Raw genomic sequence first — 13,888 nt, 5'->3', positions numbered from 1 at the left:
CAGGGAGAGGGGTCGGGGGTGAAGGTTTCTCACCCCCCCCAGGACTTAGATTTCCCGCGAGGAACTGAATATGCTTAGCCAACTCCGCCCAGCCATAAGCCTTCTGGCCTTGATGACCCTGATCACCGGCGTCGCCTATCCGCTCACCGTTACCGGCATTGCCCAACTGGCCTTCCCCGAGCAGGCCAATGGCAGCCTGGTGCATGACGCCAAGGGCGAGGTGCGCGGCAGCTCGTTACTGGCGCAAAACTTCGACGGCCCCGAGTGGTTCCAGCCGCGCCCGTCGGCCGCAAGCTTTGCCACCGTGGCCAGCGGCGCCAGCAACCTGGCGCCGAGCAACCCGGCCCTGGTCGAGCGCATCAACAAGGACGCGCACCGCCTGGCCACCGAAGGCCACGGCAAGGTGCCCATGGCCCTGGTCACCACCTCTGGCAGCGGCCTCGACCCGCACCTGCCGCCGGAGGCCGCGCGTTTCCAGATTGCACGTATCGCCGCCGAACGCAGCCTGCCGGCCGATTCCCTGGAACGACTGGTTGAACAACACACCGAGCGGCCCCTGATCGGTCCGGCGGTGGTCAACGTACTGGCCCTGAACACAGCGTTGAATGAGATGACTCGATGAGTGATGCGCAGCGCGCCGATGCGCTTCTGGCCGAGATGCCCCAGGGAGGGCGTGGCCGCCTGAAAGTCTTCCTTGGCGCCGCGCCTGGCGTGGGCAAGACCTACGCCATGCTGCAGGCTGCCCAGGCGCAACTGCGCCAGGGCGTCGACCTGCGCGCCGCCGTGGTGGAAACCCACGGTCGCGCGGAGACCGAAGCCATGCTCGCCGGACTGCCGCAGCAACCGCTGCGGCGTTTCGATTACCGCGGCATGCAACTGACCGAGATGGACCTGGACGGCATCCTCGCCCGTCCGCCGCGCCTGGCCCTGGTGGACGAGCTGGCCCATACCAATGCCCCCGGCAGCCGACACGCCAAGCGCTGGCAGGATGTGCAGGAGCTGCTCGACGCTGGCATCGACGTCTACACCACCGTCAACGTCCAGCACCTGGAAGCGCTCAACGACCAGGTGCATGACATCACCGGCGTGCAGGTACGCGAGACCCTGCCGGACTGGGTCCTGCAGGAGGCTGACGAAATCCTCCTGGTCGACCTGCCGCCCCGCGAATTGCTCGAACGCCTGCGCGAAGGCAAGGTCTATGTGCCTGAGCAGGCGCGCGCCGCCATCGACGCCTTCTTCTCCCAGACCAATCTCACCGCCCTGCGTGAGCTGGCCATGCAGACCGCCGCCGCACGGGTGGATGCCGACCTCAATCGTCGTTACCGCCAGCGTGGCCTGGAAGCACCGGCTGTGCGCGGGCGGCTGCTGCTAGGCATTGATGGTGACCATCAGGCCGAGCGCCTGGTGCGGCATGCCAGCCGGGTGGCCGAGCGGCGCCATCTGCCCTGGTCGGTCGTCCACGTTGATACCGGAGGCGACCGCTCCGAAGAGGTACGTTCACGCCTGCAGAGTGCGCAACAACTGGCAGAGCGACTCGGCGGTGAAGTCGTGACCCTGCGTGGTGAGTCCGTAGCCAACGCCCTGGTCCAGCACGCCAACGAGCGCCGCGCCAGCCTGTTGCTGGTCGGCCGCAGCCGTCAGCGTCTGCGCCGCCGCCTGCTCGGCAGAGGGCTGGCGGAGCGCTTGCTGCACCTTGGCGAGGGACTGGAAATCAGCGTGCTGGATACCGAAGCTGACCGTCGCCCACCCAGTCCGCGCGCCAGCGATTCTGCGCGTCTGGTGGACTACGGCCTCGCGGTGCTGGCCGCCATCACCGCCAGTGCCCTGGCCTGGGTGGTGTCCCACTCCCTCGAACTGCCGAACATTTCCCTGGTATTCCTCGCCGCCGTGCTGCTGGTTGCGGTTCGCAGCAGCCTGGGACCTGCGTTGCTGTGCGCCGGATTGTCCTTTCTCGCGTACGACTTCCTGTTCATCCCGCCGACGTTCTCGTTGACCATCGCCCGCCAGGAAGACGTGCTGACGCTGCTGTTCTTCCTGCTGATGGCCGGTCTGACCGGCAACCTGGCTTCGCGCCAGCGCCGGCAGTTGGATGCCCTGCGTGATACCCAGTCGGAAACCACGGCATTGCTTGACCTGTCGCGCAAGCTCACCGCCGCCACCGACCGCCAGGCTGTCCTTAATGTCGCGATTCAGCAGTTTGGCGCCTGGACGGATGTGGAGGTTTGCCTGCTTTCCCGAGGCCGCGACGGCATCTGGAAGGTGGAAGCAGGCGCCCAACGCCTGCTGGCGGACCAGGAACGGGCAGCTGCGGAATGGTCCTGGCAGCACGATCAACCGGCGGGCCTGGGGACCGACACCTTGCCGGGCGGGCGCTGGTGGTGGCTACCGCTGTCGGGCGAGGAAGGGCCGCTGGTGCTGCTGGGCATCAGCCCGCGCGACGAAGCGCCGCTTCCGGCGGGCCGGCGTCGGCTGATCGCCGCCCTCGGCCAACCGCTGGCCCAGGCCCTGGCCCGTGCCCAATTGGCCGAAGACTTGGAGGCCGCGCGCCTGCACGGCGAGACCGAACAGTTGCGTAGCGCATTGCTGGCGTCGGTTTCCCATGACCTGCGCACGCCGCTTACCGCCATGCGCGGCTCCATCGACAGCCTGCTTGCCCTGGGCGAGGCCATTCCCATGGCGGACCGCCGCGAGTTGCTGGAAGGCACCCGCGACGAAGCCGAACGCCTGGACCGTTACATCCAGAACCTGCTGGACATGACCCGTCTCGGCCATGGCGGCCTCAAGCTGGCGCGCGATTGGGTGGCCCCGGTGGATATCGTCGCCAGCGCGCTGCAGCGCCTGCGCCCGGTACTGGCGCCATTGCGAGTGGAAACCGTTGTGCCGGAGCAACTGCCGCTGCTCTATGTACACGCTGCGTTGATCGAGCAGGCACTGGTCAATGTGCTGGAGAACGCCGCGCGTTTCTCGCCCAGCCAGGGGCGCCTGCGTGTTGCGGTGGAGGCAGACGAAACCGAGCTGCGTTTCTCCGTCAGCGACCAGGGCCCGGGCATTCCGCCGGAAGAGCGCGACAGGATCTTCGACATGTTCTATACCGCCGCTCGGGGTGATCGGGGCGGGCAGGGCACCGGCCTGGGCCTGGCCATTTGCCAGGGCATGGTCGGCGCCCACGGCGGCCGCGTGACCGTGAGCGAAGGCCTGGACGGCCGTGGCGCGACCCTGACCCTTCACCTGCCGCTGCACCCGCAGCCCCAGTTGGAGGAGGAATGATTGCAGTACCTTGTAGGGGCGAGTTCATTCGCCAAGGGTGGCGAAGTCACCCCACAGGACTTCCGGGGCAGACCTTCGGCCTGCTTGGCGAATGAATTGGCTGGGTGTTGCAGGGAGCTGCATTGCCCGTAGGCTCTTGGCCCGATGGTCAACTTCTCGCAACAGCTAACGCAGACATCGCCAATGTATTCGCCCCTACAGTAAAGGTGCTCCATTTGAAACCGGAAACGACGAACCACGCATGACAACCAATCAACCGACCATCCTCGTCATCGACGACGAAGCGCAGATCCGCAAGTTCCTGCGCATCAGCCTGGCTGCCCAGGGCTATCGGGTGCTGGAGGGCGCCAATGGCCGCGAAGGGCTGGCCCAGGCAGCGCTGGCCAAGCCCGACATGGTCGTGCTCGACCTCGGTCTGCCGGACATGGATGGCCAGGACGTGCTGCGCGAGCTGCGCGAATGGTCCCAGGTGCCGGTGCTGGTGCTCTCGGTGCGCGCCAGCGAGGGCGAGAAGGTGCTGGCCCTGGACGGGGGCGCCAATGACTACGTGACCAAGCCGTTCGGTATTCAGGAATTCCTCGCCCGCGTGCGGGTGCTGTTGCGCCAGGGCGGTCCTGGCGAGCAGCAGGAAGCCAGCGTCACCAGCGGCCCGTTGCGGCTGGACTTCGCCTATCGCCGGGTGAGCCTGGACAACGAAGACGTGTCGCTGACCCGCAAGGAGTACGCCGTGCTCGCCCAACTGGCCCGCCACCTCGGCCGGGTGGTCACCCAGCAGCAACTGCTCAAGGACATCTGGGGCCCAACCCACGTCGAGGACACCCATTACCTGCGCGTAGTCGTGGGGCACCTGCGCCAGAAGCTCGGCGATGACCCGGCCAACCCGCGCTTCATCGTTACCGAAGCGGGCGTCGGCTATCGGTTGAAAGAGGCCTGAACAAGGCTGTGCCGTCATGCCCGCGGCGCGCGTCCAGTGCTCCATGAGCGCGAAGACGCTCTCTTAACGGAAGGACCGGCATGCAGCAACTGTTGAACGAAATCCTCGATGAAGTCCGCCCCCTGATCGGCCAGGGCAAGGTCGCCAGCTACATTCCCGCACTCTCCAGTGTCAGCGGGGACCAGCTCGGCATTGCCGTCTACAGCAACGACGGCGAACTCTATTACGCGGGTGACGGCCTGACGCCGTTCTCCATCCAGAGCATCTCCAAGGTCTTCAGTCTGGTGCAGGCCATCCAGCACTCGGGCGAGGACATCTGGCAGCGTCTGGGGCACGAGCCTTCCGGCCAGCCGTTCAACTCGCTGGTGCAGCTGGAGTTCGAACGCGGCGTGCCGCGCAACCCCTTCATCAACGCCGGCGCCCTGGTGATCTGCGATATCAACGAATCGCGTTTCGCCGCACCGTCGCTGTCCATGCGCGACTTCGTCCGGCGCCTGTCGGGCAACCCCCATGTAGTGTCCGATGAGGTGGTGGCCCGTTCCGAATACCAGCACCGTGCGCGTAACGCCGCCATGGCCTACCTGATGCAGTCCTTCGGTAACTTCCGCAATGACGTGGAGGCCGTGCTGCACAGCTACTTCCACCACTGCGCGATTCGCATGAGCTGCGCCGACCTGGCCCTGGCCTTCAGCTTCCTCGCCAACAACGGCGTCAGCCCCCACAGCGGTGAACAGGTGCTCACCCCGCGCCAGGCCAAGCAGCTGAACGCCATCATGGCCACCAGCGGCCTCTACGACGAAGCCGGCAACTTCGCCTACCGCGTCGGCCTGCCGGGCAAGAGCGGGGTAGGGGGCGGGATAGTCGCGGTAGTGCCGGGGCGCTTCACCGTCTGCGTCTGGTCACCGGAACTCAACGAGGCCGGCAATTCGCTGGCGGGAATGGCAGCGCTGGAAAAACTGTCCGAGCGGATCGGCTGGTCGATTTTCTAGCCTGCCCCCGACGCACCGGACGCTGCCTGTCCGGAGCCGGGCCGATCTGCAACTCGCGTGGCTGATAAGGAAATCGAGAACGCTATGACCGATCGCGAGCAATGCCAACGCAATGGCTATGTGCTGCTCCGTCGAGCCATACCGGCCCAATGGCTGGATGACCTTCGCGCTGTGTTCGATGCCGGTGTGAAGCCATCGAACCATTGGCCCGTGCCACGTGGCATGGACTGGCGCCATGCGCAGCTGGACCTTGATCCCAAGGTCCAGGCGGTTTGTCGCCTGCCGGGGCTGCTGGCAGCGGTGGGCGAGTTGATCGGGGAGCGGTTCTTCCTTTCCCAGGTGGAGGGGCGCGAGCCCCTTGGCGGTGGCGGTCACCAGCGACTGCACCGTGACCTGTCGGCCCAGCGGCCCGGCGACATGGTCAACGCCTTGGCGTTTCTCGACGACTACGGCCCCGAGAACGGCGCGACACGCATCGTCCCCGGCAGCCATCGCCCCGAGCCGGGCGAGCCGCCCTTCGACTTCAACGACGAATCCCGCTCGGTGCCGCTTTCAGGCTCGGCGGGCGACATACTCGTGTTCGATGTCGACCTCGTGCACGCCGGCAGCCTGAACGCCATCGGCGCTCGCCGGCGCTCTCTCCTGATCAGCTATTTCTCGGAATCTCTCTACGCCTCACACCTCAAAACCGCGAGCTTGCGCGGCGTTCGGATGGACACGAGCGAACGGTTCGACCCTACGGATTTTGCCCTGAAAGGCCCCGTAGCCTGACCAGGATGGCTTGTGCCTGATCGGCGCCAGTTGCCCCGCTCCTCTTCAGGGGTGAAGAGGCATGCTTTCGGAAGCATCGCTTCCGGTGTCGATGAACGCCGGGGCGCAGGGCGGGGGCTTGGGGAGAGGGGGGCTGGCACGAAGTCCTGGAAGCGCAAGGGCGCTCGTTGTCGCGTCGCGGCACTGATTCCAGCTTTTGAACGTGCCCCGCGAGGACGATTCGATTCGGCAGGGGAGTGGGTGCTATCCACCTTGGTGAGCGCGATGTCGAGCCGGTACGGATAGGCGTACGTGGATAGAACAGCGTCGCTGTTGGCCGAAAGAAGCCCGCCGCACGTTTCTTCTTCCGGCCCAACCCGCCTACCTACGTACCCACTAAAAAACTACCCCCTCATTTCCCCTGCTCATACCGCTCCAGGGTTTCCCGGGCGATCTGCCGCCCAAGTTGGATCAGTTCGGGTGCCTTGTAGAACTCGAAGAAGCGGCACACGCGCTTGGGTACGTTGATGAGGATGTCCGGCGGGTAGCCGGCGATCTTGTATTGGGCGAGTGAGGTTTGCATGACCTCGAAGCTCTGGTTCACCAGGTCCAGCAGGGAGGCGGGGCCGACGCTGGCGATGACTTCCGAGCCGCTGGCGGATCGGGGGGCGCCGTGGGTCTCCGGAGCGGCGGCGGGTTGCTGCATCTGCGGTGCAGCGTTCTCCAGCCAAGGGTTGCCGCCTGGCAGGCTCTCCGGATCGAGTATGTCGTGGGGTTCGAAACCGCTGCGTTTGAGGAAGGGCAGCCGCGAGCCCAGAGACGTCATCAGCAGGTCGATGCGGCTCTTGATCGCCGGTGGGCGCTCGATCACCGGAAGCTGGTAGTCGCGCTGGGTAGTGGCGTTGAGGTTGACGGCAATGATCAGATCGCAATGGCTGGAGACCACCGGGACGATGGGCAAGGGGTTCAGCAGGCCACCGTCCACCAGCATGCGGCTGCCCTGGACCACCGGCGTGAACAGGCTGGGAATGGCTGCCGAGGCACGCATGGCCTGGTGCAGGCAGCCCTCCTGGAACCAGATTTCCTGTTGGTTGGTGAGGTCGGTGGCGACCGCCGTGTAGGGGATGGACAGGTCTTCGATGTTGATTTCGCCCACGATGTCGCGGATGCGCCCAAAGACTTTCTCGCCGCGGATGGCGCCCAGGCGGAAGCTCACATCCAGAAGGCGCAGTACATCGAGGTAGTCCAGGCTTTCGGTCCAGTCGCGGTAGTGGTTCAGCTTGCCGGCGGCGTAGATGCCGCCGACCACGGCGCCCATGGAGCAGCCGGCAATGCAGGCGATTTCATAACCGCGCGCTTCAATTTCTTCTATCACGCCGATGTGCGCATAGCCGCGCGCACCCCCTGACCCCAGCACCAGTGCCACGCGTTTGCTCATTCGGAAATCCCCCACCAACAGTGTTTCGACGATACGCCCGTGGCGGGGCGTCGCCAAGGCGCTCTACCCACACGCCAGGGCAGCTCGCTGTCGCTTGCCGATCAGCACACGAAGTTGAATCTTGCGAGTATCGGACCGTCTATCGAGACACTAGACTCTGCCGATCGTCACCACAGGAGTTGTATAGATGAAAGCCTGGATCAGTCTGCCTTTGATCGCCTTGTTGCTCGTCGGTTGCGCCGGCAAGACAGCTTTTCGCACGAGCTGCGCTTCAGAGCTCGATGCCGCCTGGAAGGAGCTGGACCTGGCCAAGGCCGAAGGTTTCTCCGGCACCGTGAGTTACTCCAAGGCATTGAGCCTGCTCACCGCGGCCAAGACCCAGCAGCAGTTCGAAGCCTTCGAAGGCTGCACTAACAAGGCCGAGAAGGCCCGCTTCTATATTCGCGAATCGCGTGCCGGTCGCTGACTCTCCAGCCGGTACTGACGCGGTGTGATTCCCTTCCAGCGCTTGAAGGCGTGGATGAAGTTCGACACTTCGCCATAGCCCAGGCGCTCGGCAATTTCCTCCAGTCGCAAGGCGGTTGAGTTCAGCAGCTCTTCCGCCAGCGTCTCCAGCACTTCCTCCTGCAACTGTCGGAAGCTGGTGTCTTCGGCCGCCAGCTTGCGGCGCAGCGTGCGTGACGTCATATGCAGCGCCAGCGCCAGGCGTTCCATGTCTGGCAGTTGTCCCGGCCGGGCCAGCAGCAGGTCGCGGATGCGCCCGGCAAAGCCGGTGCGTGCCCGGCGGCGGGCCAGGATGATCTTGCACTGCGCCTCGCAATGCTGCGCCACCTGCGGGTTGGCGCCGGGCAGGGGAAGGTCGAGCAGGGCGCGGGGAAAGACGATGCAGTTGCGGCTGGCGCCGAATTGGGGTGTCACCCCCAGCAGTTGGCGCCAGGGTTTGAGGTCGGCGGGCTCAGGAATGCGGAAGCTGGCCCGGCGCACCGCAAGCGGGGCGTTGACCAGGTCGTGGTACACGCTGAGCGCACCGGACACATCCCGCTCCAGCAGGAAGGCGCACAGGTCGTCTGGCAGCTCCTGCGCTTCCAGGGTCAGCCAGGCGTCGTCACCCTGTTCCTCCAGGTGCATGCTGTGGAAGGCGTAGGTCAGGTCCAGGTAGCGCAAGCCCAGTTGCACGGCACTGCGAAAGGTGGCGCTGCTGAGCAGGGCGAAGCCCCAGATGCCGTAGGTGTTGAGGCGATAGCGCCGCCCGGCCTGCAGGCCCATGCCGGGGTGCTGGCCGAGGTGTCGGGCGAGGTTGCGCAACAGTTCGAGTTCCTGGCTGGCGACGACCTCTGCGCCGGGATCGCCGAGCAAGCACCAGTCCAGCCCGGTGCCGGCCAGGCATTGTTCCAGGGTGAGGCCCTGGTCGAGGCCGAACTGGGTCATCAGTTGCACGCTGATGGCGCTGCGGCGGGGCGATCGGGGTGTGGGGCTGGGCATGGAGGCTTTGCTCTGGTCTGTCCGAAATTCACAATTTACTGTCCGACTATGCCATAACGCGCCGATATACGCCGAACTAGCATGCTTCCATCACGCAGGCCCTGTGCCACGCGTCACTACCCATGGGAGATATCAATGATCAACAGTTCCCAGCCCGGCGCGCCCCTACACGTCCTGATCATCGGCGCCGGCTTTGGCGGCCTGGGCTTGGCCATCCAGTTGCAGAAGGCCGGCATCCAGGACTTCCTGATCCTGGAGAAGGGCAGCGAAGTCGGCGGCACCTGGCGTGACAACAGCTATCCCGGGGCGGCCTGCGATGTGCCCTCGCATCTCTATTCCTTTTCCTTCGAGCCCAAGACCGATTGGTCGCGCAAGTACGCGCCCCAGGCGGAGATTTTTGCCTACCAGCGTCATTGCGCCGACAAGTATGGGCTTCACCGGCATATTCGTTTCGGCTGCGAGGTGGCGGGTGCGGAGTTCGATGAAGCCAGCGGCACCTGGCAGGTGCAGACGTGCACGGGCGAACGCTTCCACGCCCGTGCGCTGGTCAGCGCCTGTGGCCAGTTGAACCGTCCGGCCTGGCCGCGCATTTCCGGCCTGGACGGGTTCAAGGGCGAGCTGTTCCATTCGGCTGGCTGGAACCATGGCTACCCGTTGGAGGGGAAGCGGGTGGCGGTGATCGGCACAGGTGCCAGCGCCATCCAGTTCGTTCCGCAGATTGCCCCGAAGGTGGCGCAGCTCACACTGTTCCAGCGCTCGGCGGCTTATGTAATTCCCAAGCCGGACCGTGCCTACCAGCCTTGGGAGCTGGCGCTCATGCGGCGCCTGCCCGGGTTGCAGAAGGTCGACCGGATGCTCAAGTACATCCAGCACGAGTCGCGAGTGCTGGCGTTCTCGGTGTTCCCGCCATTGATGAAGCTGATGCAGTTCCGCTTTCGTCGGCACCTGGCACGCGGCATCACCGACCCGGGATTGCGCCAGCGTCTGGTGCCGGATTACCCGCTGGGCTGCAAGCGCATCCTGATCTCCAACGATTTCTATCCGGCCCTGGCGCGATCCAATGTCGAGGTGATCAACACGGGCATCCGCGAGGTCACGGAGCGTGCGGTGGTCACCGATGACGGCCAGCATCATGAGGTGGACGCCATCATCCTCGGCACCGGCTTCACCGCCACGGATTTCCTCGCCCCCATGAGCATCCGCGGGCTGGGTGGGCGCGACCTGAACCAGGCCTGGCGAGAGGGCGCGGAGGCTTATCTGGGCGTCAGCGTCAGCGGTTTCCCGAATCTCTTCATGCTTTATGGACCCAATACCAACCTGGGGCACAACTCCATCATCTACATGCTGGAAAGCCAGTTCCGCTACGTACTCGACGGAATTCGTACACTGAGCGGTTTACGCTACCTCGACCTCAAGCCAGAGGTGCAACGCCACTTCAACCAGCGGCTGCAGCAGGATGTGCGCCACACCGTCTGGGAGCAGGGCTGCAACAGTTGGTACAAGACCGCTGACGGCCGCAACACCAACAACTGGCCGGGATTCACCTTCAGCTACCGTCAACAGACTCGTCGCCTGGAACTGAATCACTATGAATGCACCCGTTGAATTCACGGCCCCCGAGCCCGGTCAGCCGCTGCTGCGGGCGACCTTGCGCGGTGCCCTGTGCCTGCTGTTCCGCGGCCTGATGCGGCCACCCGTGCCGGTAGCGTTGCAGCGGCTGGTGCTGCGCTTTCTCACCGCCAGTACCCTGGCGCCCCGGGGCGTGGTGCGCGAAGGCGGGCAATTGGGCGGTCGTCCCTGCGAGTGGCACCGGCCCCAGGGCGGCAGCCACGTGGTGCTGCTTTATCTGCATGGCGGGGCCTTTATCACGGGCTCGCCTGCCACTCACCGGGCGATCACCGCCAGCCTGGCCAAGCGTGCCGGCGTGGCCGTGTGTGCGCTGGATTACCGGCTGGCACCGGAGCATCCATTTCCTGCCGGGCGGGAGGATGCCGTGGCTGCCTACTGCGAGTTGCTGGACGCGGGCTATCCGGCTTCGCGCATCGTCATTGGCGGCGATTCGGCGGGGGGTAACCTGACGCTCCTCTGTGCGTTGGAAATAAAGCGCCAGGGCCTGCCCCAGCCGGCAGGACTGGTCTGCTTCTCGCCGGCCACGGACCTCAGCGGCACGGCGCAGCACACGCCACCGGCCGGCGACCCGCTGATCCACCCGGCCTGGGTGGAGCAGGCGATGGACCTCTATTGCCCGCCCGGAATGGATCGCCGCGACCCGGCCCTGTCGCCAGTGTTCGCCGATCTCGCGGGGCTGCCGCCCATGCTGGTGCAGGTGGCCGAGGACGAAATCCTGCGCGATGACAGCCTGCGTCTTGCCAGGCGGGTGCGTGAGGTCGGGGGCTGGGTGCGGTTGGAGCGCTATCCCGGCCTTTGGCATGTGTTCCAGGCTCACACCGGGGTGTTGCGCACCGCCGACCAGGCCCTGGCCAGCGCTGCGGACTTCATCTGCAAGCATGTGGAGGTGGAGGCCTGAGATGGACAACATCCTGATTACCGGCGCTGCGTCCGGCATTGGCGCGGCGACCGCGCGGCTGTTTCATGAACGGGGCTGGCAAGTGGGGCTGATCGACCGCGACGCCGCGGCGCTGGCCACCCAGGCAGCTGCCCTGGGCGGCGTCTGGCACCAGGCCCTGGATGTGACCGACCTGGCCGCTGTCGAAGCCGCGCTGGCGGACTATTGTGGCAACCACGCGGGGCAGTTGCGCCTGCTGTTCAATTGCGCAGGTGTGTTGCGCTTCGGCCATTTCGAGGAGATCGACATGGCCGAGCACGCACGCATCCTCACGATCAACGTGCTGGGGCTTGTGCAGGTCACCCATGCGGCTTTTCCCTACCTCAAGGCCACCCGTGGTGCCCAGGTGATCAACATGGGCTCGGCGTCGGGCGTCTATGGCACGCCGCATATGGCGAGCTATTCGGCCTCCAAGTTCGCGGTGCGCGGCTTCACCGAGGCCCTGGAGCTGGAATGGCGCCGTCACGGCATCCGCGTGGGCGACCTGATGCCACCCTTTGTGCGCACCCCGATGGTCAGCAACCAGGGTTTCGAACCGCCGGTGCTGCGCCGCCTGGGGGTGAACCTGGACGCCGAGGACATCGCCCAGGCCGCCTGGCAGCAGGCCCAGGGCGCGGCGGTCCATCGGCCGGTGAGCTGGCTGTTCCGCCTGATGTACGGCGCGGGGCAGGTTTCGCCGGCTTGGGTGAATCGGGGAATCATGAAACTGTTGAGCGGGGCGTGATGGATATACGTGGCGAGCGCCGGGACAATTTGTCGATAGAGGAAGCCTGGACGCCGCCTGTCGCCACTTTTGTGACAATTTGTCCTGCTTTTCGGCAGACCGGCCGTGGTGGCGCTACCCTGCAAAATGAAAGCTGAAACAATCACTCGACGAGTGAGTCAGTGGCCAGGTCCGCGCGGGGCTTGGCCAGGGTCTGGCGCTGTGTCTGCAGAGTCGGCCCGGGGGCGGCACTGCGTGGTGCCGCGAGGCCGATTCCACCGGCTTCTCGGATTAGCGGAAAAGCGAAAAAGCGGAACTCTCATCCATCGCTAAGAGGAGGTCGTTTCATGAGCACAGCCTTCCACGATGATGTCAGCAGTAGTCTGTTGCGCCGCATGAAAGAAGGCGGTTTCGATTTTGCCCGTGTCCATCCGATCGAGTTTTACGCCATCTTCCCCGACGAGGACCGGGCGCGACTGGCGGCGAAGAATTTTCGTGGTGAGTCCTTGAATGCCCAGGTATCGGTACGCGCCGACGGGGTCTGGCACCTGCAGGTGAGCAAGGTGATGTACGCCACCCACACGGGAATCGGTGATTTCGAGCACGATCTGGAGGCCTTGGTGGTCCCGCTCGGCGGTGTGCTCGACGGCTGGGGCGTGACCCAGGAAGTGGGCGTTACGCGACCTTGAGGCCAGCCCGGTTCGTGGCGGACAATTCGCTGCGAACCGGGCATTCCGGACAATTCTTCGGCTGGTTTTCCTTCCCCCCTCTGGCTCGCGTATTCCCTGCAAAAACATACACTTCCATTACTCGACCTCGGCATGGCCTTTGCCTCAGACTCCGCCAACGGAGGGGACCCCATGACCGACATCCTGATTCTTACCCACGCGGATTTCTGCCCACCCGGCCACCTGGCCACCGTCCTGGACCGAGAGCAACGCGACTTCACGGTATTGCGCACGGACCTGGGCGAACTGGATGGCTACGACCTGGACCAGCCCAAGGCTGTGGCCATCATGGGCGGGCCCATGAGCGTCAACGACCCGCTGCCCTGGATCGGGGCGGAGGTCGACGCGTTGCGTCACTTCATCGCGCGCGATGTGCCCATGATCGGCCACTGCCTGGGCGGCCAGTTGCTGGCTCGTGCCCTGGGCGCCTCGGTGCATCGCATGCCCTACACCGAGATTGGCTGGCAACCGCTGGAGAAGCGCGCACTGGCGACGGACAACCCCTGGCTGGCGCACCTGCCACGGGAGTTCTCGATCTACCAATGGCACAGCGACACCTTCGACCTGCCTGAAGGCGCCCAGTGGTTGATGGACAGCCCCTGGTGCCCTAACCAGGGTTTTTCCTGGGGCAACAAGGTTCTGGGCCTGCAAGGCCATCCGGAAATGACCGAGGACCTGGTGCGAGGTTGGTTGACCGATTGGGCGCACCTGCTGGATGAGACCCAGCCCAGCCAGCAGGCCAGGGCACGCATGCTCGATGACCTGCCCACCAAGGTGGCGGCGCTGAACCAGGTGGCGGAAGGGTTCTACCGGCGCTGGTTGAAGCTGGCGTTCGGCTGAATGGCCTTCGGGGGCGATTTCAATCGCCAAGGGCAGCAACGCTGCCCCCTGCGGGTTTGAAGGGCAAACCTTCGGCCCGTTTGGCGAATGAATTGGCTATGTCTGCGTTAGTTGTTGCAACGATGGAGGAAGTGCTCTAGTGCAGACCTTCGAGGCTTCCGCGCCAGCCGGACATAACCCTCACCCGAACG

13 protein-coding genes are annotated in these 13,888 nt (G+C 65.1%); 11 read left to right on the top strand and 2 right to left on the bottom strand.

The window, feature by feature from the left end:
- Positions 1 to 70: 70 nt before the first annotated feature.
- The 5 genes from kdpC (at position 71) to E8F20_RS05585 (ending at position 5,961) form a co-directional block, all read left to right on the top strand.
- Positions 71 to 622, top strand: coding sequence for a potassium-transporting ATPase subunit KdpC (kdpC, locus tag E8F20_RS05605; protein ID WP_280282832.1), 552 nt, complete (start codon positions 71 to 73; stop codon positions 620 to 622).
- Positions 619 to 3,267, top strand: a complete 2,649-nt coding sequence (locus tag E8F20_RS05600; RefSeq protein ID WP_280282831.1) for a sensor histidine kinase KdpD — start codon at positions 619 to 621, stop codon at positions 3,265 to 3,267. The genes kdpC and E8F20_RS05600 overlap by 4 nt, the downstream gene beginning before the upstream one ends.
- Before the next feature lie 241 nt (positions 3,268 to 3,508).
- Positions 3,509 to 4,201, top strand: coding sequence for a response regulator (locus E8F20_RS05595; protein ID WP_280282830.1), 693 nt, complete (start codon positions 3,509 to 3,511; stop codon positions 4,199 to 4,201).
- An 80-nt stretch (positions 4,202 to 4,281) separates the two neighbouring features.
- Positions 4,282 to 5,190, top strand: a complete 909-nt coding sequence (glsB, locus tag E8F20_RS05590) for a glutaminase B (RefSeq protein ID WP_137822791.1) — start codon at positions 4,282 to 4,284, stop codon at positions 5,188 to 5,190.
- An 84-nt stretch (positions 5,191 to 5,274) separates the two neighbouring features.
- Positions 5,275 to 5,961: a phytanoyl-CoA dioxygenase family protein gene (locus E8F20_RS05585; protein WP_280282829.1), complete on the top strand. Its 687-nt coding sequence runs from the start codon at positions 5,275 to 5,277 to the stop codon at positions 5,959 to 5,961.
- 391 nt (positions 5,962 to 6,352) lie between these two features.
- Here E8F20_RS05585 and E8F20_RS05580 read toward each other — a convergent pair whose 3' ends face one another.
- A complete protein-coding gene (locus tag E8F20_RS05580) occupies positions 6,353 to 7,378 on the bottom strand; it encodes a patatin-like phospholipase family protein (protein WP_280282828.1) in 1,026 nt (341 codons plus the stop codon).
- 187 nt (positions 7,379 to 7,565) lie between these two features.
- On the opposite strand from E8F20_RS05580, the gene E8F20_RS05575 reads away from it, so the two are divergent.
- Positions 7,566 to 7,844: a hypothetical protein gene (locus E8F20_RS05575; protein WP_280282827.1), complete on the top strand. Its 279-nt coding sequence runs from the start codon at positions 7,566 to 7,568 to the stop codon at positions 7,842 to 7,844.
- On the opposite strand, the gene E8F20_RS05570 is transcribed toward E8F20_RS05575, so the two are convergent.
- On the bottom strand, positions 7,814 to 8,860 hold the full coding sequence (locus tag E8F20_RS05570; protein WP_280282826.1) for an AraC family transcriptional regulator: 1,047 nt from the start codon (positions 8,858 to 8,860) through the stop codon (positions 7,814 to 7,816). The two genes, E8F20_RS05575 and E8F20_RS05570, sit on opposite strands and share 31 nt — an antisense overlap.
- Positions 8,861 to 8,995: 135 nt before the next feature.
- Here E8F20_RS05570 and E8F20_RS05565 point away from each other — a divergent pair, with 135 nt between their 5' ends.
- The 5 genes from E8F20_RS05565 to E8F20_RS05545 all read left to right on the top strand — a co-directional run bounded on the left by E8F20_RS05565 (position 8,996) and on the right by E8F20_RS05545 (position 13,697).
- The gene (locus E8F20_RS05565; RefSeq protein WP_280282825.1) at positions 8,996 to 10,465 is read left to right on the top strand and encodes an NAD(P)/FAD-dependent oxidoreductase; all 1,470 of its coding nucleotides are present in this window, start codon (positions 8,996 to 8,998) and stop codon (positions 10,463 to 10,465) included.
- Complete coding sequence (locus E8F20_RS05560; protein ID WP_280282824.1) at positions 10,449 to 11,387, top strand: alpha/beta hydrolase; 939 nt, start codon at positions 10,449 to 10,451, stop codon at positions 11,385 to 11,387. Before E8F20_RS05565 ends, E8F20_RS05560 begins: the two co-directional genes overlap by 17 nt.
- A gap of 1 nt (position 11,388) precedes the next feature.
- The gene (locus E8F20_RS05555) at positions 11,389 to 12,150 is read left to right on the top strand and encodes an SDR family oxidoreductase (RefSeq protein ID WP_280282823.1); all 762 of its coding nucleotides are present in this window, start codon (positions 11,389 to 11,391) and stop codon (positions 12,148 to 12,150) included.
- Positions 12,151 to 12,476: 326 nt separating this feature from the next.
- Positions 12,477 to 12,818: a ribonuclease E inhibitor RraB gene (locus tag E8F20_RS05550; protein WP_028627216.1), complete on the top strand. Its 342-nt coding sequence runs from the start codon at positions 12,477 to 12,479 to the stop codon at positions 12,816 to 12,818.
- Between the two features lie 171 nt (positions 12,819 to 12,989).
- Entirely contained in the window at positions 12,990 to 13,697 is a 708-nt protein-coding gene (locus E8F20_RS05545; RefSeq protein ID WP_280282822.1) for a type 1 glutamine amidotransferase, read from the top strand.
- The last annotated feature ends 191 nt before the right edge of the window (positions 13,698 to 13,888 follow it).

It is taken from the genome of Pseudomonas sp. BN415 (assembly GCF_029871195.1).
In the GTDB taxonomy this organism is placed as follows: Bacteria; Pseudomonadota; Gammaproteobacteria; order Pseudomonadales; family Pseudomonadaceae; genus Metapseudomonas; species Metapseudomonas resinovorans.
Note: the sequence above shows the minus strand (reverse complement) of the source record. Positions and strands in the feature narration are given on the sequence as shown.

Bases quoted from the DNA above. Each gene is read 5' to 3' on its own strand.
- kdpC (WP_280282832.1), top strand. From the start codon at position 71: ATGCTTAGCCAACTCCGCCCAGCCATAAGCCTTCTGGCCTTGATGACC.
- E8F20_RS05600 (WP_280282831.1), top strand. From the start codon at position 619: ATGAGTGATGCGCAGCGCGCCGATGCGCTTCTGGCCGAGATGCCCCAG.
- E8F20_RS05595 (WP_280282830.1), top strand. From the start codon at position 3,509: ATGACAACCAATCAACCGACCATCCTCGTCATCGACGACGAAGCGCAG.
- glsB (WP_137822791.1), top strand. From the start codon at position 4,282: ATGCAGCAACTGTTGAACGAAATCCTCGATGAAGTCCGCCCCCTGATC.
- E8F20_RS05585 (WP_280282829.1), top strand. From the start codon at position 5,275: ATGACCGATCGCGAGCAATGCCAACGCAATGGCTATGTGCTGCTCCGT.
- E8F20_RS05580 (WP_280282828.1), bottom strand. From the start codon at position 7,378: ATGAGCAAACGCGTGGCACTGGTGCTGGGGTCAGGGGGTGCGCGCGGC.
- E8F20_RS05575 (WP_280282827.1), top strand. From the start codon at position 7,566: ATGAAAGCCTGGATCAGTCTGCCTTTGATCGCCTTGTTGCTCGTCGGT.
- E8F20_RS05570 (WP_280282826.1), bottom strand. From the start codon at position 8,860: ATGCCCAGCCCCACACCCCGATCGCCCCGCCGCAGCGCCATCAGCGTG.
- E8F20_RS05565 (WP_280282825.1), top strand. From the start codon at position 8,996: ATGATCAACAGTTCCCAGCCCGGCGCGCCCCTACACGTCCTGATCATC.
- E8F20_RS05560 (WP_280282824.1), top strand. From the start codon at position 10,449: ATGAATGCACCCGTTGAATTCACGGCCCCCGAGCCCGGTCAGCCGCTG.
- E8F20_RS05555 (WP_280282823.1), top strand. From the start codon at position 11,389: ATGGACAACATCCTGATTACCGGCGCTGCGTCCGGCATTGGCGCGGCG.
- E8F20_RS05550 (WP_028627216.1), top strand. From the start codon at position 12,477: ATGAGCACAGCCTTCCACGATGATGTCAGCAGTAGTCTGTTGCGCCGC.
- E8F20_RS05545 (WP_280282822.1), top strand. From the start codon at position 12,990: ATGACCGACATCCTGATTCTTACCCACGCGGATTTCTGCCCACCCGGC.